The organism is Streptomyces sp. ISL-94 (assembly GCF_018614075.1).
GTDB lineage: Bacteria > Actinomycetota > Actinomycetes > Streptomycetales > Streptomycetaceae > Streptomyces.
The window spans coordinates 1-19,221 of record NZ_JAGGOZ010000009.1; the positions used below are offsets into that span (position 1 = coordinate 1).

Here is a 19,221-nt window from a genome sequence, read left to right on the forward strand (position 1 = left end):
CGGCGGGCGGCGGGCGGCGGGACATCCTGGTCGGGCTGATCCCGCCGTGCACCGTCTCCTGCTACGGACGACCAGGCACGACCGCACGGCCGCTGGCCTGCCTGGCCGGGGCCGGCCCGGCCGCGGGGCCTCAACATCCGGCGGCGCAGTGGCCGCACCCACCGAGTCGTGCATCCCAGAGGCTCGGCCGGCCCTCGCGCTTCGAGGATTCACACTGTGCTCCGTCCGGCGCGCTCACACCGGCTGCACATGCACGTCCGGCGATCGCTTGACTCGCCGGTCGGCGAGAGCGATGAGCATGCCCGTGTCGTAGACGGCTACGCGTGCACTCACGCGACTTCCCCCGGACGCCCGGCCGCCGGTCGGCTCCGTAGACTGCGGATATTACGACTCCGCCAACGAGGCGAAACGGGGCTTCGCCGATCACAACGATCACCAACGGAAGCGCACCGTCTGGCCGGGGCGGGTCTGGGCCGCTTGGGGGAGATCGTCCTCGTGGACGGCGGCGATCACCGGATATCCGCCGGTGACCGGGTGGTCGGCGAGGAAGAGGATCGGCTGCCCGCTCGGCGGCACCTGCAGGGCGCCCGGCACCGCCGCCTCGGAGGGCAACTCGCCGGTGCGGGCTCGTTCCAGGAACGGCCCGGCGAGCCGCATCCCCACCCGGTCGTTCTGGTCGGTCACGGTGTAGGGCTGCGTGCAGAGCGCGACGAGCGCCTCGGGGGTGAACCAGTCCTCCCGTGGTCCGGGCAGGATGCGCAGGACGGGCTCGGCCGGCAGCCGGCGCTGCGGGGCGAAGTCGGCGGCCGGCCAGCCGTCGGCCAGCCCGCCCACCGGGAGCAGGTCGCCGGCGGCCAGCCGGGCCGGCCCGAGCCCGGCCAGGGTGTCGGTGGACCGGGAGCCGAGTACGGGTGGCAGGTCGAGCCCGCCGCGCACCGCCAGGTAGAGCCGCAGGCCCTCGGTGGCGGTGCCTACGGTCAGCCGCTCGCCGGGCGCCAGCCGGACGGGGGCGTACATGTCTGCCTCCCGGCCGCCCGCCCTCGCCGGGCAAGGCGCTCCGGTGAGCGCGACGGTGGCGTGGTGGTCGAAGTCCAGCACCAGCCCGCCCAGTGGTGCCTCGATGACGGCCGCGTGCTCATGGTTGCCGACCAGTCGATTGGCCAGTCGCAGGCTACGCCGGTCCACCGCGCCGGACAGGCCGACGCCGAGCGCGGCGTGCCCAGGGCGGCCCAGGTCCTGCACGGTGGCACCGAAGCCTGGGTGGACCACCCGTACCGAGCGGGCGGTGGTCGCGGGGTCCGTGGTCATCGGACAGGCCTCCGAGGTGGAGTGGGAGCGGGTGGTCAGCGGTGGCGAGGGCGGGCGGGGTACCGGGCCGCGCCTGGGTGGTCACGGCTCGGCCCCATCCGCCGTCACGTCGCGGAAGCGGACGGCGGTGCCTGGGGTCAGCAGGCTGGGAGGGTCCGCGGCCGGGTTCCACAGGGTCAGTTCGGTGCTGCCGAGCAGCTGCCAGCCGCCCGGCGACTCGCGCGGGTAGACGCCGGTGAACTCGTCGGCCAGGGCCACCGCGCCGGCCGGGACCCGGGTGCGCGGGACGGTACGGCGCGGTACCCGAAGGGCCGGATCGACGCCGGTCAGGTAGGCGAATCCGGGAGCGAAGCCGCAGAAGGCGACCTGGTAGGTGGCAGCGGTGTGCCGGGCGATCACTTGCGGGACCGTCAGACCGGACAGCCGGGCCACTTCCGGCAGGTCCTCGCCCTGGTAGCGGACCGGGATCACCACGGTTTCGGCTTCGACGGGCGGGACCGCCCGCAGGTCGAGGGCGCCGAGGGCGGCGACGAGGCGGGTCCGGTCGGTGAGCACCCGGTCGTAGCGGATGAGCAGGGTACGGGCGGCGGGGACGAGTTCCAGCACACCGGGCAGCGGGTGCCGGCGCAGCGCGGCATGCAGCCGGGCTACCTGGTCAAGACCGCTGACCTCGGCCAGGAGAGCCCGGGTGCCGTAGGAAAGGATGCGCATGAGGGCCCGTCAGTCCTGTTCGCCGAGCAGGTAGTCGCGGTCGAACTTGTCCGTGATGAACATGAACCCCGGAGCGTGCGTGATCGCGAAGGGCGGACGCGAGGACATCAGCGCCGACTGCGGCGTCACACCGCAGGCCCAGAAGACCGGCACCTCGCCGGGAGCGATCTCGATCGGGTCGCCGAAATCCGGTCGGCTCAGGTCGGGTATGCCCAGCCTGGCGTTGCCGAGGTCTCCCGGCCGGCCCACGGCCACCGGCGCGCCGTGCACGGCCGGCATCCGGCTGGTGATCACCTCTGCGGTGGCGACCAGTTCCCACGGGATGGGGCGCATCGAGACCACCATCGGGCCGTGCAGCCGCCCGGCGGGTACGCACTGCTCGGTGGTCCGGTACATCGCGACATTGCGCGCCTCGGCGATGTGGCGCAGCGGGATGCCGGCGTCCAGCAGGGCCGACTCGAAGGTGAAGGAGCAGCCGATGAGGAAGGTGACCAGGTCCTCGCGCCAGTACGCGCCCACTTCGCTGTGCTCCTCCCACTCGCCGTCCTGCCAGACGCGGTACCTCGGCAGGTCGGTGGTCAGATCGGCGCCGGGGGCGAGGACGCTGGTGCGGGCCCCGGGCGCGGTCTGCTCCAGGACGGGGCAGGAGGCGGGGTTGAGCTCGGCGAAGCGCGCGAAGTCGGCCGCCCAGCCGGCGGGCACGCTGATCATGTTGGCCTGGGTGCGCCCGAGGCACCACCCGGTGGTGGGGACCGCGGTGCCGGCCCGGAACAGCTCGCGCGCCTCGGCCGGGGCGAGCGCGGCGCGGGTTTCGGTCATGGGTAAGGCTCCTTTGCGGGTTGGGATACGGACGTGTGCGGACACACTCGGGGGAGTGATCGTGTGTCAGGGCCGGGGAGGGAAACCGGAGCGGTGGCGGGAAGCTGCTCAGCGGCGGGGGAGGCGAAGCAACGTCGGGAGGGTGCTCAGCGGCGGGATCGGTCCGAGGGCGGCGGCGGCGCCGAAGCCGCGCTCGCCGAGGCCGATCCCCACGGCCAGGTAGCGGTCCGATCCGGTCGCCCGGCGCACCCGCAGGCTCAGGCCGCGGGCGCCCGGATCGCGGTAGGGCTCGGCGATCAGCGAGAGGGAACCGGCGAGGATCGGCTGGCCGCCCAGGCACAGCAGAACCGCGGTGAGGGCGACCACCAGGCGCAGGACCGGTGTGAGGTCCAGGCCTGCGTCGACCAGTAAGGCCGTCAGCGAGGGTGCGATGGCCGGCAAGGAGCCGCGGTCCTGGTGGTTGGGTTGCGACCGCCGGGGGCCCGCGGCGCGCCGCTGGTGGCGGCGGCACCCGTCGCATCTGGTGCGGTGTGGCTGGTTCTCCGAGGGACGTGCGTCGGGCGGAATCATGAGCAGCTCCCCAAGTGGCCCTATCTGAACGCCATCTGACGATCCATTGCCATCACGGTAGGAAAGGCCTGTGGCACGTAGCAAGCGAATCGAGGATCCCGCACTGAGAGGATCTGTGAATGAGTGATTTGTTCAACAAGAGTGCTGGAGGGTTTACCTGACACCAGGTCATCCACCATGCTGGGATGTGAGATGCATGGCCCGTGGCAAGGAGAGGCGTGATGGATAGTCGTGCCGAGGACTGGGCCGACGAGCTCGCGCGGCTGGGTTGGAGCAGTAAGGCGGAGCATGTCGCCAGGATCCTGCGCAAGCGGATCGCGGAGGGCAAGCACCTGCCGGACGACCGGCTGTCGGAGGAGGAGATCAGCAAGGGGGTGAAGGTCTCCCGGAACACCCTGCGCGAGGCGTTCCGCCTGCTGGCCCACGAAGGTCTGGTCGAACACCGGCTCAATCAGGGCGTCTTCGTCCGCAAGCTGAGCCTGATCGATGTGGTCGACCTGTACCGGCTGCGCAGGGTGGTGCAACCGGCCGTGATCAGGGATCTGAAGGGCCGCGAGGTCGACCTGAGCCGGGTCCGCGCGGCGGTGGTGGCTGCCGACGCCGCTGGGTCGGCAGCCGACTGGCGGGTGCTGGGCACCGCCAACCTCCACTTCCATCAGGCTCTGACGGCCCTGGCCGGCAGCACCCGACTCGACGCGCTGATGAGCCGGGTACTGGCCGAACTGCGCCTGGTCTTCTACGCCGTGCCCGACCTCCGGGAGTTCCACGTCGCCTACCGGGCCCGCAACGGGAAGATCCTGGAGCTGATTGCGGTGGGAGAGTACGTCAAGGCGGCCAACGCGATGACCGCCTACCTGCGGGACGCGGAGCGCGACCTGGTCGACCGGTATCGTGAGGCCGCCGGCTAGCTAGGGGAGCCTCGCGGATGCTCTCGCGTTCGGTCTCGCCATGGCGGCGAAGAAGCCGAAGAGCATGCGGCCGGGGCCGCTGGGGTCGTAGACGCCGTGACGCTCTCCCTGTCCGCCCCTGGCCTCACGCATGGCGAGATGCCGCCGTCACACCGGCAACTGCCGAGCGGACCTCAGCTCTCGTCAGGGGTCAGGCGCAGCGCGATGCTGTTGATGCAGTAGCGCTGGTCCGACGGGGTCGGATAGCCCTCGCCCTCGAAGACGTGGCCCAGGTGGGAGCCGCACTTCGCGCAGCGGACCTCGGTGCGGATCATGCCGTGCGAGGTGTCGGCGATCAGCTCGACCGCGTCGGTGTCCTTCGGATCGAAGAACGACGGCCAGCCGCAGTGCGACTCGAACTTCTCCGAGGAGCGGAACAGCTCGGCCCCGCAGCCCCGGCAGGAGTAGACGCCCTCCGTCTTGGTGTCCGTGTACTCACCGCGGAAGGCCGGCTCGGTGCCCGCGAGGCGCAGCACCTGGTATTCGGACGGCGTCAGCTCCGCCTGCCACTGCTCGTCCGTCTTCTCGACCTCGTACGCCATGACGTTCCCGCTCCCTCAGTCCGACAGCCGGGCCAGGATCCGGGGTCCCAGATCCGTGACGTCGCCCGCGCCCATGGTGAGAACGAGATCGCCGGGCTTGGCCATTCCCGCGATGACGTCGGCGACGGCGTCCTTGGAGTGCTCGGCGCTGACATCGGCGCCTGCGGCCCGGGCCGCGGCGATGATCAGCTCGCTGGTGACACCGGGGATCGGGTCCTCGCGGGCCGGGTAGATGTCCAGGACCACGGAGGCGTCGGCGAGGGCGAGGGCCTGGCCCATCTCCTTGCCAAGCTCCTGGGTGCGGGAGAACAGGTGCGGCTGGAAGACGACCAGGATCCGGGAGTCCGCGGCGGCGCCGCGGATGGCCTCCAGGTCTGCGGTCATCTCGGTCGGGTGGTGCGCGTAGGAGTCGATGACCTGGACGCCGGCGGCCTCGCCCTTGAGCTGGAGGCGGCGCTTGACGCCGGTGTACTTGCCGAGGGCGGAGGCCAGGTTGTGCGCCGGGATGCCGAGGGCCACGCCCGCGGCGAGGGCGGCGACGGCGTTGTGCGCGTAGTGCCGGCCGGGGACGGAGACGGTGAAGGTGAGCATCCGGCCGCCCAGGACGACCGTGACCTCGCTGGCCAGGCCACGCGGGGTGATCTTGGTGATCCGGACGTCGGCCTCGGGCTCCTCGCCGTACGTGACGACCTCGAGGCCCTGCCGGCCGGCGACCCGGCGGGCGATCTCGGCCGCGCCCTCCTGGCCGTGGGCGACGACCAGGGTGCCGCCGGGCACGACCTTGGAGACGAAGGTCTCGAAGGACTCGTAGATCTCCTCGATGGACGCGTAGTTCGCGTGGTGGTCGAGCTCCGCGTTGAGGATGATCGCGACCTGCGGGGTGTACTTGTGGAAGGTGCGGTCACTCTCGTCCGCCTCGGCCACGAAGATGTCGCCCTCGCCGTGGTGGGCGTTGGAGCCGGGGGCGTCCAGGTCGCCGCCGATGGCGTACGAGGGGTCCAGGCCCAGGGCCGACAGCGACACCGCCAGCATCGAGGTGGTCGTGGTCTTGCCGTGCGTACCGGCGACGGCGATCGGTCGCAGGCCGTCCATCAGCGCGGCCAGCGCGTCGGAGCGGTGGATGACGGGAATGCCCAGCTCGGCGGCGCGCGCCAGCTCGGGGTTGTCCGCGCGGATGGCGCTGGAGACGACCACGCAGGTGGCGTCGGCGGCGAGGTGGCCGGCGGCGTGCCCGATGTGCACCGTGGCGCCGTGGGCGCGCAGCGCCTGGGCGGTCTCGGAGTCACGGGAGTCGCTGCCGGCCACCTGCGCGCCGCGCTGGGCGAGGATCTTCGCGATGCCGGACATACCGGCGCCGCCGATGCCGATGAAGTGGGGCCGTTCCATGGCGGTCGGCAGGCCGGGCTTCATTCAGGTCGCTCCAGGATCGAGTGCGGTGCTTGTGCGCGTCGGGCTGACGGGCCCAAGCCTATTCGTTGTGGGCGAAGAGCTTGAGCACCGGAACGCCGACCTTGTGCCGGGCCCGGGAGGCCCAGTCCCGGTGGAAGAACTCCTCCACGAAGTGCGGGGCGGTCAGGACGATCACCTCGTCGGCCCCGGTCTCCTCGACGACGGCCTTCAGTTTGTCGAGCGGGTGCTCCTCGATGATCTGCCCGGTGGCGCTGGCGCCCTTCTGGCGCAAGGCGTTCAGTGAGTGCGCGAGGGCGTGTGCGGCGGGGCCCCGGGCGGCCTCGCCCGCGGGTTCCCCGCCCTCGCGCATGGCCTCGGGGAGCTCACCGAGCGCTACGTCGTCGATGGCGCGCAGCAGTCGGTCCTGGTCGCCCCTGGGTTGCATGAGGACGACGAAGGAGACCTGGTCGTCTCCGTGCAGGCTGGTGACGAAGTCCACGTCCACCGTGGTCAGCGGCTGCTCGATCATCAATACGCTCGTGAACACGGACGCCCTCTCCTTCATGGGCCGAAGCCGGGTGGCCGGCCCCTGCGGAAACCATCCTGCCCCGCTCGCACACGGGGCCTGCGGAGGTATATGTGCCCAGTGGAAGCTAAGCGGAACGGCAAATTCCGCGGCTTGTCAGATCCGACGGTAGCTCGTGAACAGGAACCCGGCCTCTTCCAGTACGCAGGCGGGCGCGAGGCGGTGCGGAACCGTGACAGAGGGGCCGCCGGAGATCCGCTGGGCATCACCCGCCGTGAGCATCGGCGAGATCGTCAGGCACAGCTCGTCCAGGGCGTCGGCGGCCACGAACTGGCCCAGCAGCCGGGGCCCGCCCTCGGTGAGCTGGCGGCGCAGCCCCCGCTCCGCGAGCTCCCGTACGACGCGGGCCGGGTCCGCGCCGGCCCCGTCGCCCGCGACGACGACCTCGGCCCCGGCCTTGAGCGCCTCGGCCACCCGGCCGGCGGGCGCGGCGGCCCCGGTGACCACCAGGGTCGGCACGAGGGGGGAGGTGAACAGGGGCAGCGAGAAGTCCAGGTCCAGGCTCGCGGTGACCACCGCGATGGCGGGGGCGGGGCCCTGTCCGGCGGCCGCGCGCCGGGCCGAGAAGTCCTCCCGGGCCCGGGCCGGGCGGTAGCCCTCCTGGCGAACCGTTTCGGCACCGACGACCACCACATCGGCCAGGGCCCGCAGGGTCCCGAAGATCCGCATGTCGGTCTCACCGGAGATCGGCTGCGAACGGCCGTCGTGCTGGGCGGCCCCGTCGAGGGTCGAAACCATGTTCGCTCGCAGCCAGTGCCCGTCCGGCCCGAACGCGGGGTACGCGTAGGCCTCCGCGAGCTCGTCCAGCGACCACTCGCGGTCGGCCGGGTCCTGCGGCGAGGCTGATGTCTGATCGGTCACAGGGAACAGGCGTCGCATCGGTGCAGTGTGCCACGCCCCGTACAGTTAAGAGCTGTGTCAACACCACTCACCGCCTCCGGGCGGCCCCCGATAGCCGACGACGCGGGCCCGCAGGCCCTGTGCGCCCGCGAGCCGCGGGTGCCCGCCGAACGGCTGGTGGCCGAGATGGTGCCGCCGCCGCGTTTCGACTCGGTGCGCTTCGACACGTACAACCTTGACCCGGCCCAGCCGAGCCAGGCCGAGGCCGTCACCGTGCTCAGCGGCTTCGCGGCCGGCCTGGGCGGGGCGCACGCCTCCGGAGCCGGCAAGCGGCGCTGGTTCGCGAGGACCCCGAAGAACCCCGTCGCCGCGGCCCCGCGCGGGGTCTACCTCGACGGCGGCTACGGCGTCGGCAAGACCCACCTGCTCGCCTCCCTGTGGCACGCCACCCCGGCCGAGCCCGCGCTGAAGGCCTTCGGCACCTTCGTGGAGCTGACCAACCTGGTCGGCGCGCTCGGCTTCCAGCAGACGGTCCAGACCCTGGGCGGCCACCGCCTCCTGTGCATCGACGAGTTCGAACTGGACGACCCGGGCGACACCGTGCTCGTCTCCTCGCTGCTCAGCCGCCTGGTCGAGCAGGGCGTGGCGCTGGCCGCCACCTCCAACACGCTGCCGGGCAAGCTCGGCGAGGGACGCTTCGCCGCCGCGGACTTCCTGCGGGAGATCCAGGGGCTGTCGGCACACTTCCGGCCGCTGCGGATCGACGGCCAGGACTACCGCCACCGCGGCCTGCCGGAGGCGCCGGCCCCGTTCTCGGAGGAGCTGGTCGCCAAGGCCGCGTACGCGACCCCGGGCGCGAGCCTGGACGACTTCCCCAGCCTGCTGGAACACCTGGCCCGGGTCCACCCGAGCCGCTACGGCGCGCTGACGGAGGGGATCTCGGCCGTCTGCCTGACCGACGTCGGCCCGGTGCCGGACCAGTCGACGGCGCTGCGGCTGGTGGTACTGGCCGACCGGCTGTACGACCGGGAGATACCCGTCCTGGCCGCCGGGGTCCCCTTCGACCGCCTGTTCAGCGAAGAGATGCTCAACGGCGGTTATCGGAAGAAATACTTCCGCGCCATATCGCGGCTCACCGCCCTGGCGCGCGACGCGAAACCCCTGGTGTCCCAGTAGGTTTGGGAACGCCGGGCCCTTCCGGGGACCCGGCCGTTTCCACTTCTGCGAAGGGATCCACCATGGCCGCCACACGCAACGCACACGCCGTCTGGGAAGGCGACCTGCTCAAGGGCAAGGGCGTCGTCACCCTCGACTCGTCCGGCCTCGGCAGCTACCCGGTCTCCTGGCCCGCGCGCACCGACGAAGAGGCTAACGGGCGGACGAGCCCGGAAGAGCTGATCGCCGCGGCGCACTCCAGCTGCTTCAACATGGCGTTCTCGAACGTCCTGGCGAAGGCGGGCAACCCGCCGGCGAAGCTGACCACTTCGGCCGCGGTCACGTTCGTGCCGGGCCAGGGGATCACCGGGATCCACCTCACCACCGAGGGGGAGGTTCCGGGTCTGGACGCCGACGCGTTCGCTGCCGCGGCCGAGGACGCCAAGAAGAACTGCCCGGTCAGCCAGGCCCTGACGGGCACGACGATCACCCTGAGCGCCAAGCTCGTCTGACGCCGCCGCTTCCGCTGCGCGGAGCCCCTTCCCGCTGTACGGGTCCGGGGGCTCCGCCGCGTGGGGCTCCGCCGCGTGGGGCTCCGCCGCGTGGGGCTCCGCCGCGTGGGGCTCCGCCGCGTGGGCTCCGCGCCCCAGCCCCCTCGCGCCTCAAACGCCGGGCGGGGCTGGATGTGCCGAGTGCCGCCGGCAAGTGCGGCCCAAGGCCGGGGGCTCCGCCCCACGCCCCGCGCCTCAAACGCCGGCCAGGCTGGATGTGGCCGGCGAGACTGCGCATGCGCGCCTCAAAGATCCGGGGCTCCGCCCCGCACCCCGCTCCTCAAACGCCGGAGGGGCTGGATTTGGCTTCTGCCGCCCGCTCAGCTGGGCTGGATTGCCCGGAGGGCATCCAAGCACCGCCGGGGGCAACTCCAGCCTCGCCGGCGTTTGAGGCGCGGGGAGCAACATCAGCCTCGCCGGCTTTTGAGGCGCGGGGGGGCAACATCAGCCCCGCCGGCGATTGAGGCGCGGGGTCCGGGGCAGCGCCCCAGGGCGGCCGGCAGGCCGCTGTATCGACGCGCGCCCGCGCGGAGGCCGGAGGCAACATCAGCCCCGCCGGCGATTGAGGCGCGGGGGCCCGGGCAGCACCCCAGGACGGCCGGCAGGCCGCTGTATCGACGCGCGCCCGCGCGGAGGCCGGAGGCAACATCAGCCCCGCCGGCGATTGAGGCGCGGGGGCCGGGGCAGCGCCCCGGGGCGGCCGGGCGGGCGGTGTTGTGAGCCGAGGCACCGGCAGGGGGCCGCTGGGCCGGCGGTGGGACCGGTCGGCGGGTGAGGCTCGCGGCCGGCGGCCCCGTGTGGTACCACAGGCCGGTCATATCTCCGCCCCCGCCGCCGGGAGTTGCCGATGCCCGTATCCCGACGCAGCCTGTTCGCCGCCGGCGGCGGCATCGCCTTGAGCGGGGCGCTCGGCGCCCTCTTCACCGGCCGGGCCGGAGCCATGCGGCAGAGCACCGGCTACGGGCCGCTCCTGCCCGATCCGCGCGGGCTGCTCGACCTGCCGGCCGGGTTCTCGTACCGGGTGCTGTCGCGGGCCGGCGAGCCGCTCCGCTCCGGCGAGGGCACCGTTCCGGCCAACTGCGACGGCATGGCCGCCTTCGGCGCCGGCGGCGGCCGCGTACGGCTGGTCCGCAACCACGAGAACCGGACCACGGCCGCCCTGCGCGTCCCCGCCGTCAAGGGGCTCACCTACGACCCCGAGGCCCTCGGCGGCTGCACCGCTCTGGAGCTCGACGCGTCGGGCGCGGTGACCGGGGAGCGGGTCGCCCTCGCCGGTACCGCCGTCAACTGCGCGGGCGGCCGCACCCCCTGGAACACCTGGCTGAGCTGCGAGGAGACCGAGGACCGCGCGGGTACCTCCGGCTACACCAAGGACCACGGCTACGTCTTCGAGGTGGACCCCGCCGACCCGCACCGCTCGGGCGCGGTCCCGCTCACCGCGATGGGCCGCTTCGCCCACGAGGCCGTCGCCGTGGACCCGTACCGCGGGATCGTCTACGAGACCGAGGACGCGTTCACCGAGCCCTTCGGGCTGTTCTACCGGTTCCTGCCGGAGCGGCCCCTCGGCGGACGCGGCTCCCTGCGGGCCGGCGGCGCCCTGGAGGCCCTGCGCGTACCGGGCGTGGCGGACCTGTCGGTGGTGGACGAGCCCGGTGCGGAGTTCCCGGTGGAGTGGGTCCCCGTACCGGACCCGTCCGCGGCCGGCACCGCGATCCGCCTCCAGGACTTCGGGCCGGGCGGGATCACCCACGCCCAGAAGCTGGAGGGCTCCTACTGGGGCGGCGACGGCGTCCACTTCGTCTCCAGCTACGCCCGCAGCCGCGAGGGCGCGGGCGCCGACCACCACGGGCAGGTGTGGTTCTACGACCCGCTGCGCGCCCGGCTCCGGCTGGACGTCCTCTTCGGCCCGGCGACGGACATCCAGCTGCCCGGAGATTCCCCCGACAACATCTGCCTGGCCCCCGACGGAGGCCTGATGGTGTGCGAGGACGGCGGCGGGGCGCAGTACGTGTTCGGCGTGACGGTCGGCGGCGAGGTCTACCCGGTGGCCCGCAACGCCGACGACATCGGTCCCGCCGGCGCCCCGGAGTGGGGGGAGTTCGCCGGGGTCACCTTCTCCCCCGACGGCCGGACGATGTACGTCAGCGCCTACGCCCCGGGGACCACGTTCGCGGTGACGGGACCCTGGCACTGATCTCGCGGTTCCGTTCGATTTGTTGCACGATCGTACGCAATCGACGGGATCGGGGTTCAGGGTGGCCAAGAAGACCAAATCCAGGGACGAGGACAGCGGCAAGGACCGGGACCGGGACAAGGGCGAGGACAAGGGCGAGGGCAAGGGCGAGGGCAAGGGCGAGGGCAAGGGCGAGGGCGAGGCCCGGGAGGAGGCCGCACCCCTGAGCGGACTGCTGCGCGTCCCCGCAGGGGAACGGCTCGACCTCCGCCGCTTCGACCCCGCCGGGACCCCCTCCGGCCCCGCGGACAAGGCGGCCGGGCTCGCGGCCACCGCCGGCATGGCGGGGAAGCTCGCCTCGCTCCAGGAGCGGCTCTACGCGGCGAGCACCGCCGGCGACCGGCGCCGGGTCCTGCTGGTCCTCCAGGGCATGGACACCAGCGGCAAGGGCGGCACCGTCAAGCACGTGATCGGCCAGTTCAACCCCTCCGGCTGCCGCATCAAGGCCTTCAAGGCGCCCACGCCGGAGGAGCGGGAGCACCCCTTCCTCTGGCGCATCACCAAGCCCCTCCCCCAGCCGGGCGAGATCGGCATCTTCGACCGTTCGCACTACGAGGACGTCCTCGTCGCCCGCGTCCGCGAGCTGGTGCCGCGCAGCCGGCTGAACCGGCGCTACTCCCAGATCAACGACTTCGAGAAGTCCCTCGCGGACGACGGCGTGAGCATCGTGAAGGTCTTCCTCCACATCAGCTACGAGGAACAGCGGGCACGGCTCCTGGCGCGGCTGGACAACCCCGACAAGCACTGGAAGTTCGACGAGGGCGACATCGAAGAGCGCGCCGCGTGGCCCGCCTACCAGGAGGCCTACGAGCTGGCGCTGGAGCGCTGCTCCACCGACGCCGCGCCCTGGTTCATCGTCCCCGCGGACCGCAAGTGGTACCGCAACTGGGCGATCAGCACCCTGCTCCTGGAGCACCTGGAGGCCATCGGCCCCCGCTATCCGGAGGGTGACTTCGATGTTGAGGAGTGCCGCAGACGGCTACTCGCCACATAGTCATATATTTTGCCTGCGTGACCATTTCTGTGCGCAAAGCGGCGGCCGTAGCCGCCCTCAGTGCCGCCCTCGCCGGATGCGGGGGCGGCACCGGCACGTCGGACGCCGGCGGTGAGGCCCGTATGGGCACCCACGCGGCCACCGCCCCCGCCCCGGCCGCGCCGTCAGCGGCCGCCCCCGCCTCGCCCTCCGCCTCCGCCCCGCAGGCCGGCGCGCCGCACAAGGCCCCGACCATGGCGCCCGGCCCGAACGGCCTGACCCCGGTCTTCGAGCGGGCGAAGCAGCAGAGCGACAAGGCCGTCGCGCTGACCTTCGACGCCGACATGACCTCCGACCAGGGGCCGCGCGCCGCGGACGGGGAGCGCTTCGACAACCCCCAGCTGATCTCGACCCTGCGCACTCTGAAGGTGCCCTCGACGATCTTCATGACGGGCCGCTGGGCCGAGGAGTACCCGGACCAGGCGAAGTCCATCGGCACCGACGCGAACTTCGAGATCGCGAACCACTCCTACAGCCACCACGCCTTCAAGTCCCCCTGCTACGGGCTGCCGTCGCTCGACGGCGCCGCCGCCCGCGCCGACGTGGACCGGGCCTTCGACGCCTTCCGCAAGGCCGGCGCGGTCAACACCGTCCCGTACTTCCGCTTCCCGGGCGGCTGCTACGACGACCAGGCGCTGCGGGCCCTGTCCACGGCCAAGGTCACGGCCGTCCAGTGGGACGTGGTCAGCGGGGACGCCTTCGCGAAGGACCCGGACGCGGTGGCCGAGCAGGTGCTGGCCGGGGTGAAGCCCGGCTCGGTGGTGGTCATGCACTGCACGCGCAGCGCCGCCCCCGTCACCGAGGAGGCCGTCCGGAAGATCGTCCCGGAGCTGCGCAAGCGCGGCTACCGCTTCGTGAAGGTCTCCGAGCTGATCGGAAAGTAGCGCAGGACCCGGGTCGGCGCCCTCAGCCGGAGCAGGCCGTGCGCTGCGCGTCCTGCCATTCGCACACCGGGCAGAGCACCACGCCCGGGGTCGCGACCCCGTACTCGGTGGGCTTGCCGCACTCCGGACAGTCGGCGTACGGCGGCCCTGCCACCCGCCCGGGCGGGGCCGCCGGGGCGGGGCAGTACGACTCGGTGCGGTCCGGCTGGTCCATGCGCACCAGCGTACTGGGCTGCCGCTGCCGAAGTGCTGCCGAAGTACTGGTAGGAAACTTTCCTTCCTGTTACTGTCCCGGGCGGCGGCTTGGCGCGGTGCCCGGACCCGAATCCCTCGGGCATGACGCGCTCAGCGAGAGCTCTGACCCGGCCGCCGTGGCGCCGCTTCCTGCCCGCCCGCGGGCCGGGGTGCGGCGTCGCGCACCGGTTGTCCAGCTCTCGCCACCCCCAAGGCAGGGAGTCCAGGTATGCGCCTGAACACTTCCGCTCGGCCCCTCCTGCTCCGCGGCAGACTTCGCACCCTCCTCCTCGTCGGCGCCGCCGTCCTCGCGCTCGCCGGAGGGCTCCTCCTCACCTGGCCCGAACGGGCCGGGGCCGCCACCGACCCCCTCATATCGCGCGGGAAGCCGGCCACCGCGTCCTCCGCCGAGACCTCGTCGCTGGGCGCGAAGAACGCCTTCGACGGCGACCCGGCCACCCGTTGGGCCAGCGTCGAAGGCAAGGACCCGCAGTGGATCCGGGTCGACCTCGGCGCCTCCGCCACCGTCTCCCGGGTGCGGCTGGCCTGGGAGGCGGCCTACGCCAAGGCCTACCGGATCGAGATCTCCGCCGACGGCGCCGCCTGGACCCCGCTCGCCACCGAGGCCGCGGGCAACGGCGGAACCGACGACTGGACCGGCCTCTCCGGCAAGGGGCGGTACCTGCGCGTCCACGGGACCGCACGCGGCACCTCGTACGGCTACTCGCTCTTCGAGGCCGAGGTGTACGGCGCCCTCGACGGCGGGCCGCCGCCCGGCGGCGCCTTCACGGTGGCCGCGGCCGGTGACATCGCCGCCCAGTGCACCGCCTCCGACAGCGGCTGCGCGCACCCCAAGACCGCCGCGCTCGCCCAGCGCATCGACCCGCGGTTCTACCTGACGATGGGCGACAACCAGTACGACGACGCCCGGCTCTCCGACTACCGCGCCTACTACGACAAGAGCTGGGGCGCCTTCAAGGCCAAGACCCGGCCGGTCCCGGGCAACCACGAGACGTACGACCCGGCCGGCTCCCTCGCCGGCTACAAGGCGTACTTCGGAAGCATCGCCTTCCCGCAGGGCAAGAGCTGGTACAGCTACGACGAGGGCAACTGGCACTTCATCGCCCTGGACTCCAACTCCTTCGACCAGGCCGCCCAGATCGACTGGCTCAAGGCCGACCTCGCCGCCAACTCCAAGCAGTACGTGGCCGCCTACTGGCACCATCCTCTGTTCTCGTCCGGCGGGCACGGCAACGACCCGGTGTCCAAGCCCGTGTGGAAGATCCTCTACGCGGCGAAGGCCGATCTCGTGCTGAACGGGCACGACCACCACTACGAGCGGTTCGCCCCGCAGGACCCCGAGGGCAGGGCGAGTGCCGACGGGATCGTGGAGATCGTCGGCGGGATGGGCGGCGCCGAGCCCTACCCGATCGAACAGGTGCAGCCCAACAGCCAGAAGCGGATCAGCGGACCGTATGGCGTGCTGAAGCTGGAATTCACCGACTCCGGCTACGGCTGGTCCTACGTCGGCACGGACGGGCAGGTCAAGGACACCGGCCCGAAGTACAGCTGCCACTGATGTACCTGGCCGCCAACGGCCGCCCGGACGCGCCGCCCCGCCCGCCAGGGGCCCGGCGGCGCGTCCCCGCCGCCGTCCTCGCGCTCGGCGCGGTCAGCCTCGTCACCGACGTCTCCTCGGAGATGGTCACGGCGGTGCTGCCGCTCTACCTCGTCCTGGGCCTCGGCCTGTCCCCGCTCCAGTTCGGCTTCCTGGACGGCATGTTCAACGGCGCGACCGCACTCGTGCGGCTGCTCGGCGGGCGGCTCGCCGACCGCGGCGGCCGCCACAAGCGGGTCGCCGGGGCCGGCTACCTGCTGTCGGCGCTCTCCCGGCTCGGGCTGCTCCTCGCCGGCGGCGCCACCGCCCCGATCACCGCCGCGCTGGCCGCCGACCGGCTGGGCAAGGGCATCCGCACGGCTCCGCGCGACGCCATGATCTCCCTCAGCGGCCCGCCGGAGACGCTCGGGCGCTCCTTCGGCGTGCACCGCGCCATGGACACCACGGGCGCCCTGCTCGGCCCGCTCGCCGCCTTCGCCGTGCTGTGGGCGACCGCCGACGCCTACGACGCGGTGTTCGCCGTCAGCTTCTGCGTGGGCCTCCTCGGCGTGGTCCTGCTCGTCGTGTACGTCCCGGCCACTGCGGAGCCTGCCGTCCCCACGCCCGCCGCCCCGAAAGCCCCCGCGTACGCGGCCGTTCGCGACCCCGCCTTCCGGCGCGTCCTGTACGCCGCGACCCTGCTCGGCGCCACCACCATCGGCGACTCCTTCCTCTACCTGCTGCTGCTGCGCGGGCTCGATCTGCCGCCCGCGCTGTTCACGCTGCTGCCGCTCGGCGCGGCCGCCGTGTACCTGCTGCTCGCCGTCCCGGCCGGCCGGATCGCCGACCGGACCGGGCGGCGCCCGGGCTTCCTGCTCGGGCACGGCGCCCTGCTCGGCGCGTACGTCCTGCTGCTCGTCCCCGTCTCCTGGCCGGCCGTCGTGGGCGTGCTGACGCTGCTGGGGATCTTCTACGCCGCCACGGACGGCATCCTGATGGCGCTCGCCGCTCCCCTGCTGCCCGCTCGCGGCCGGGCGGGCGGACTCGCGGTGCTGCAGACCGGCCAGGCGCTGGCCCGGCTCCTCGGCGCCGCCGGATTCGGGGCGGCGTGGACCTTCTGGGGACAGCGGCCCGCCCTGTGGGCCGCCTCGCTCGCGCTGGCCGGGGCGCTCGCGGCCGCCTGGAGCATCCTGCCCGCCGCCCGTAGGCCCGCCCCCGCCCCCTCCTCTTCTCCGGAGCCGTCATGATCCTCCGCTCCCGGCGGCTGCGCTTCGCCTTCGTCGCCGTCGCCGTGCTGCTCCTCGCGGGCGGCTCCCTCGGCTACGTCCTGCACGCGCGGCACCGCGAACGGCCGCTGAGGCAGGCCGGCGCCGACGCCTCGTTCACCCTCGAAGAGCCCGGGCTGTACTTCCTGGACGCGGCCACCGGGCGGGTCGCGCGCGGGCCCGGCCAGGACGCGGAGCGCGTGGCCGGCGGGCCCGCCTGCGACCGCTTCCACACCGCCGGAGAACACGCCCTGTGCCTGCGCAAGCTGCCAGGGACCCCCGCCCGCACCGAGGCGCTCGTCCTCGACCGGCGACTGCGCGAGGTCCGCCGGGTAACCGTGCCCGGCATCCCCAACCGGGCCCGCGTCTCCGCCTCGGGGCAGCTGCTGTCCTGGACCACGTTCGCGGCCGGCGACTCGTACGCGACCTCCGCCTTCTCCACGCGGACGTCGATCCTGGACCTGCGCACCGGGTATCTCGTCAAGTCCGTCGAGCAGATCCCGCTGACCCTCGACGGGGTCCGCCACCACCGCCCCGACGTCAACTACTGGGGCGTGACCTTCGCCCGCGACGACAACCGCTTCTACGCCACCGTCTCCACCGGGGGCCGCACCCACCTCGTCGAGGGCGACCTGCGGAACTGGTCGGCGAAGGCGTTGCGCGAGAACGTCGAATGCCCCTCGCTGTCGCCGGACGGGACGCGCATCGCCTTCAAGAAGAAGGTCTCCGAGGACCTCCGGGCACCCTGGCGGCTGTACGTCCTCGACCTGGCGACGATGCGCGAACAGCCGTCGGCCGAACCGCACAGCGTCGACGACCAGGCCGTCTGGCTGGACGACTCGGCCCTCGCCTACGCCCTGCCGGGACGCGACGGCCGCACGAGCGACATCTGGTCGGTCCCGGCGGACGGCACGGGAGCGCCCCGCCTTCTCGCGGCGGGCGGCTCGTCACCGGCCCACCGGTAGCGGCGGCCCCCGTCACCCGGCCGGGTTCAGTGCGCGGCCGCCGTCTCGGTGAGCTCGCTCGGGCGGACGATGACGAACCCCTCGCCGCGCAGGCTGAGCTGGACGGCCTCGCCGGAGCCGCCGCGGATCATCGAGCCGACCGACTGGGAGCGGTGGAGTCCGGTCTCCAGCTGCGCGCTCCAGCCGACGACCGCGTCCGTGTCCACGTAGACGGGGGACTGCCCGGTGACCGGGATGACGATCGGATTGCCGTCGCAGACCACGGCGAGCTTGCCGGTGCCGGTGAAGAGGCTGTTGAAGAGGCCGCCGCCGGTCATGCCGGCGCCTTTCAGCATCTTGATCTCGTAGGAGAGGGTCGGGTCGAAGCAGAGCACGTTGCGGCCGTTGATGGTCAGCGCGTCGCCCGGCTCGAAGTCGATGATGAAGCAGTTGCCCGCCTGGTGGGCGAACCAGGCCTCGCCCTGGCCCCGTACCGACATGAGCGCCAGGCCCTCGCCCGTGACGGCGCGCTTGAGCATGCCGCCGATGCCCTGTCCCTTGCGCTCAAACTGGAGGTTGCCGCGGAAGGCGACCATCGAGCCCTGGCGGGCCAGCATCTCGCCGTTGACGGCGTACTTCACGGACTTGGCGTTCTGCAGGGTCATGCCGGGGGCGACGGCCGCCTGGGCCAGGTTCTCGGACGCAAAAAGATCGCTCTTCATGCCGTCGATCCTCGCCCGGACCGGCCCCCCTCGGCATCATCCTGGAGGCGGAGCCTGGCATCCTTGGCGGGATGAGCAGCCGGAACACCCATGACACCACCGACGTACCCGCGGTCGGGGCGGACAGCCCCTTCCGGCAGGAGCACGTCCTGCGCGACGAGGCCCCGCAGTTCGTCCTGCCGCTGGTGGTGCGGATCGAGAAGACCGGGCCGCCCGCCCGGACGGACGCGCTGGAGACGGCGGCCCGCGCGGTGCTGGTCCTGCTGACCGACGAGCGGGCGCTGGGCGAGGGCGAGTGGGCCGAGGCGGTCCGGGACTGGCAGGACGCGCGGATCCGCAAGGTGGTCCGGCGGGCGCGCGGGGCTGAGTGGCGCAAGGCGGGCACCCTGCCGGGTGTCACGGTGCACGGTGACACCACGGAGGTACGGGTCTTCCCGCCGGTGCCGCTGGACGGCTGGCCCAAGGAGCTGGCGAAGCTCCAGGTGTCGGGCACCGATCTGGACGACCCGGAGCCGGTGGCCGCGGCCGTGGAGCCGGGTGTGCCGGTGCTGTGGTTCAACCCCGGCCTCGGCATGTCCGCCGGCAAGGCGATGGCCCAGGCCGGGCACGCGGCGCAGCTGGCGTGGTGGGAGCTGACGGACGCGGAGCGGACCGCGTGGCAGGACTCCGGTTTCCGGCTGGCCGTACGGACGGCTGCGCGCGAGCGGTGGGCGGAGCTGAGCGGGAGCGGCCTGCCGGTGGTCCGGGACGCCGGGTTCACGGAGATCGCGCCGGGCAGCGCGACGGTGATCGCCGACCACCCGGCCCTGCGGGCCCGGGTCTGATCCCCCTTCCCGTCCGCGTTGGCGCCCCCGTCCCCGTCCCCGTCCCCCGGGAACCTCAAATGTTGCT

General features: G+C 72.8%; 20 protein-coding genes. 10 read left to right on the top strand and 10 right to left on the bottom strand.

The window, feature by feature from the left end; translation table 11 throughout:
- Positions 1-432: 432 nt before the first annotated feature.
- The 4 genes from J7E94_RS02580 to J7E94_RS02595 all read right to left on the bottom strand — a co-directional run bounded on the left by J7E94_RS02580 (position 433) and on the right by J7E94_RS02595 (position 3,279).
- On the bottom strand, positions 433-1,308 hold the full coding sequence (locus J7E94_RS02580; RefSeq protein ID WP_215011945.1) for a biotin-dependent carboxyltransferase family protein: 876 nt from the start codon (positions 1,306-1,308) through the stop codon (positions 433-435).
- Between the two features lie 81 nt (positions 1,309-1,389).
- The gene (locus J7E94_RS02585) at positions 1,390-2,019 is read right to left on the bottom strand and encodes an allophanate hydrolase subunit 1 (RefSeq protein ID WP_215011946.1); all 630 of its coding nucleotides are present in this window, start codon (positions 2,017-2,019) and stop codon (positions 1,390-1,392) included.
- 9 nt (positions 2,020-2,028) lie between these two features.
- On the bottom strand, positions 2,029-2,838 hold the full coding sequence (locus J7E94_RS02590) for a putative hydro-lyase (protein ID WP_215011947.1): 810 nt from the start codon (positions 2,836-2,838) through the stop codon (positions 2,029-2,031).
- 108 nt (positions 2,839-2,946) lie between these two features.
- On the bottom strand, positions 2,947-3,279 hold the full coding sequence (locus J7E94_RS02595) for a hypothetical protein (protein ID WP_215011949.1): 333 nt from the start codon (positions 3,277-3,279) through the stop codon (positions 2,947-2,949).
- Between the two features lie 350 nt (positions 3,280-3,629).
- Here J7E94_RS02595 and J7E94_RS02600 point away from each other — a divergent pair, with 350 nt between their 5' ends.
- Positions 3,630-4,316, top strand: coding sequence for a GntR family transcriptional regulator (locus J7E94_RS02600; RefSeq protein ID WP_215011951.1), 687 nt, complete (start codon positions 3,630-3,632; stop codon positions 4,314-4,316).
- Positions 4,317-4,489: 173 nt separating this feature from the next.
- On the opposite strand, the gene msrB is transcribed toward J7E94_RS02600, so the two are convergent.
- From msrB to J7E94_RS02620, 4 genes are all read right to left on the bottom strand, one after another.
- Entirely contained in the window at positions 4,490-4,897 is a 408-nt protein-coding gene (gene msrB / locus J7E94_RS02605) for a peptide-methionine (R)-S-oxide reductase MsrB (protein WP_215011952.1), read from the bottom strand.
- Positions 4,898-4,912: 15 nt separating this feature from the next.
- A complete protein-coding gene (gene murC, locus J7E94_RS02610) occupies positions 4,913-6,307 on the bottom strand; it encodes a UDP-N-acetylmuramate--L-alanine ligase (protein WP_215011953.1) in 1,395 nt (464 codons plus the stop codon).
- Between the two features lie 58 nt (positions 6,308-6,365).
- Positions 6,366-6,833: an indole-3-glycerol phosphate synthase gene (locus tag J7E94_RS02615; protein ID WP_215011954.1), complete on the bottom strand. Its 468-nt coding sequence runs from the start codon at positions 6,831-6,833 to the stop codon at positions 6,366-6,368.
- A gap of 135 nt (positions 6,834-6,968) precedes the next feature.
- A complete protein-coding gene (locus J7E94_RS02620) occupies positions 6,969-7,751 on the bottom strand; it encodes a pyrimidine reductase family protein (protein WP_215011955.1) in 783 nt (260 codons plus the stop codon).
- Between the two features lie 36 nt (positions 7,752-7,787).
- Between J7E94_RS02620 and zapE the strand changes: the two genes are divergently transcribed.
- From zapE to J7E94_RS02645, 5 genes are all read left to right on the top strand, one after another.
- Entirely contained in the window at positions 7,788-8,888 is a 1,101-nt protein-coding gene (gene zapE / locus J7E94_RS02625) for a cell division protein ZapE (protein WP_215011956.1), read from the top strand.
- A 62-nt stretch (positions 8,889-8,950) separates the two neighbouring features.
- Positions 8,951-9,379 (top strand): OsmC family peroxiredoxin, encoded by a 429-nt coding sequence (locus J7E94_RS02630; protein WP_215011958.1) that lies wholly within the window; start codon positions 8,951-8,953, stop codon positions 9,377-9,379.
- Between the two features lie 886 nt (positions 9,380-10,265).
- Positions 10,266-11,612 (top strand): alkaline phosphatase PhoX, encoded by a 1,347-nt coding sequence (locus J7E94_RS02635; RefSeq protein ID WP_215011960.1) that lies wholly within the window; start codon positions 10,266-10,268, stop codon positions 11,610-11,612.
- A gap of 202 nt (positions 11,613-11,814) precedes the next feature.
- Positions 11,815-12,645 carry a PPK2 family polyphosphate kinase gene (locus tag J7E94_RS02640; RefSeq protein ID WP_251056039.1) on the top strand — a complete coding sequence of 277 codons (831 nt, stop codon included), beginning with the start codon at positions 11,815-11,817 and terminating at the stop codon, positions 12,643-12,645.
- Positions 12,646-12,662: 17 nt separating this feature from the next.
- The gene (locus J7E94_RS02645; RefSeq protein WP_308344435.1) at positions 12,663-13,568 is read left to right on the top strand and encodes a polysaccharide deacetylase family protein; all 906 of its coding nucleotides are present in this window, start codon (positions 12,663-12,665) and stop codon (positions 13,566-13,568) included.
- Positions 13,569-13,590: 22 nt separating this feature from the next.
- Here the strand turns inward: J7E94_RS02645 and J7E94_RS02650 are convergent, their stop codons facing one another.
- Complete coding sequence (locus tag J7E94_RS02650) at positions 13,591-13,782, bottom strand: hypothetical protein (RefSeq protein ID WP_215011962.1); 192 nt, start codon at positions 13,780-13,782, stop codon at positions 13,591-13,593.
- A 249-nt stretch (positions 13,783-14,031) separates the two neighbouring features.
- On the opposite strand from J7E94_RS02650, the gene J7E94_RS02655 reads away from it, so the two are divergent.
- The 3 genes from J7E94_RS02655 to J7E94_RS02665 are packed head-to-tail and all read left to right on the top strand — an operon-like array spanning position 14,032 to position 17,629.
- The gene (locus J7E94_RS02655) at positions 14,032-15,381 is read left to right on the top strand and encodes a discoidin domain-containing protein (RefSeq protein WP_215011963.1); all 1,350 of its coding nucleotides are present in this window, start codon (positions 14,032-14,034) and stop codon (positions 15,379-15,381) included.
- Positions 15,381-16,646 (top strand): MFS transporter, encoded by a 1,266-nt coding sequence (locus tag J7E94_RS02660; RefSeq protein WP_215011964.1) that lies wholly within the window; start codon positions 15,381-15,383, stop codon positions 16,644-16,646. Before J7E94_RS02655 ends, J7E94_RS02660 begins: the two co-directional genes overlap by 1 nt.
- Entirely contained in the window at positions 16,643-17,629 is a 987-nt protein-coding gene (locus J7E94_RS02665) for a hypothetical protein (RefSeq protein WP_215011965.1), read from the top strand. The genes J7E94_RS02660 and J7E94_RS02665 overlap by 4 nt, the downstream gene beginning before the upstream one ends.
- A gap of 26 nt (positions 17,630-17,655) precedes the next feature.
- On the opposite strand, the gene J7E94_RS02670 is transcribed toward J7E94_RS02665, so the two are convergent.
- The gene (locus J7E94_RS02670; RefSeq protein WP_215011966.1) at positions 17,656-18,330 is read right to left on the bottom strand and encodes an AIM24 family protein; all 675 of its coding nucleotides are present in this window, start codon (positions 18,328-18,330) and stop codon (positions 17,656-17,658) included.
- A gap of 71 nt (positions 18,331-18,401) precedes the next feature.
- On the opposite strand from J7E94_RS02670, the gene J7E94_RS02675 reads away from it, so the two are divergent.
- The gene (locus J7E94_RS02675; RefSeq protein ID WP_215011967.1) at positions 18,402-19,154 is read left to right on the top strand and encodes an aminoacyl-tRNA hydrolase; all 753 of its coding nucleotides are present in this window, start codon (positions 18,402-18,404) and stop codon (positions 19,152-19,154) included.
- Positions 19,155-19,221: the final 67 nt, after the last annotated feature.

Coding starts and splice junctions, on each gene's coding strand:
- J7E94_RS02580 (WP_215011945.1), bottom strand. CDS start 1,308: ATGACCACGGACCCCGCGACCACCGCCCGCTCGGTACGGGTGGTCCAC.
- J7E94_RS02585 (WP_215011946.1), bottom strand. CDS start 2,019: ATGCGCATCCTTTCCTACGGCACCCGGGCTCTCCTGGCCGAGGTCAGC.
- J7E94_RS02590 (WP_215011947.1), bottom strand. CDS start 2,838: ATGACCGAAACCCGCGCCGCGCTCGCCCCGGCCGAGGCGCGCGAGCTG.
- J7E94_RS02600 (WP_215011951.1), top strand. CDS start 3,630: ATGGATAGTCGTGCCGAGGACTGGGCCGACGAGCTCGCGCGGCTGGGT.
- msrB (WP_215011952.1), bottom strand. CDS start 4,897: ATGGCGTACGAGGTCGAGAAGACGGACGAGCAGTGGCAGGCGGAGCTG.
- murC (WP_215011953.1), bottom strand. CDS start 6,307: ATGAAGCCCGGCCTGCCGACCGCCATGGAACGGCCCCACTTCATCGGC.
- J7E94_RS02620 (WP_215011955.1), bottom strand. CDS start 7,751: ATGCGACGCCTGTTCCCTGTGACCGATCAGACATCAGCCTCGCCGCAG.
- J7E94_RS02630 (WP_215011958.1), top strand. CDS start 8,951: ATGGCCGCCACACGCAACGCACACGCCGTCTGGGAAGGCGACCTGCTC.
- J7E94_RS02635 (WP_215011960.1), top strand. CDS start 10,266: ATGCCCGTATCCCGACGCAGCCTGTTCGCCGCCGGCGGCGGCATCGCC.
- J7E94_RS02650 (WP_215011962.1), bottom strand. CDS start 13,782: ATGGACCAGCCGGACCGCACCGAGTCGTACTGCCCCGCCCCGGCGGCC.
- J7E94_RS02655 (WP_215011963.1), top strand. CDS start 14,032: ATGCGCCTGAACACTTCCGCTCGGCCCCTCCTGCTCCGCGGCAGACTT.
- J7E94_RS02660 (WP_215011964.1), top strand. CDS start 15,381: ATGTACCTGGCCGCCAACGGCCGCCCGGACGCGCCGCCCCGCCCGCCA.
- J7E94_RS02665 (WP_215011965.1), top strand. CDS start 16,643: ATGATCCTCCGCTCCCGGCGGCTGCGCTTCGCCTTCGTCGCCGTCGCC.
- J7E94_RS02670 (WP_215011966.1), bottom strand. CDS start 18,330: ATGAAGAGCGATCTTTTTGCGTCCGAGAACCTGGCCCAGGCGGCCGTC.
- J7E94_RS02675 (WP_215011967.1), top strand. CDS start 18,402: ATGAGCAGCCGGAACACCCATGACACCACCGACGTACCCGCGGTCGGG.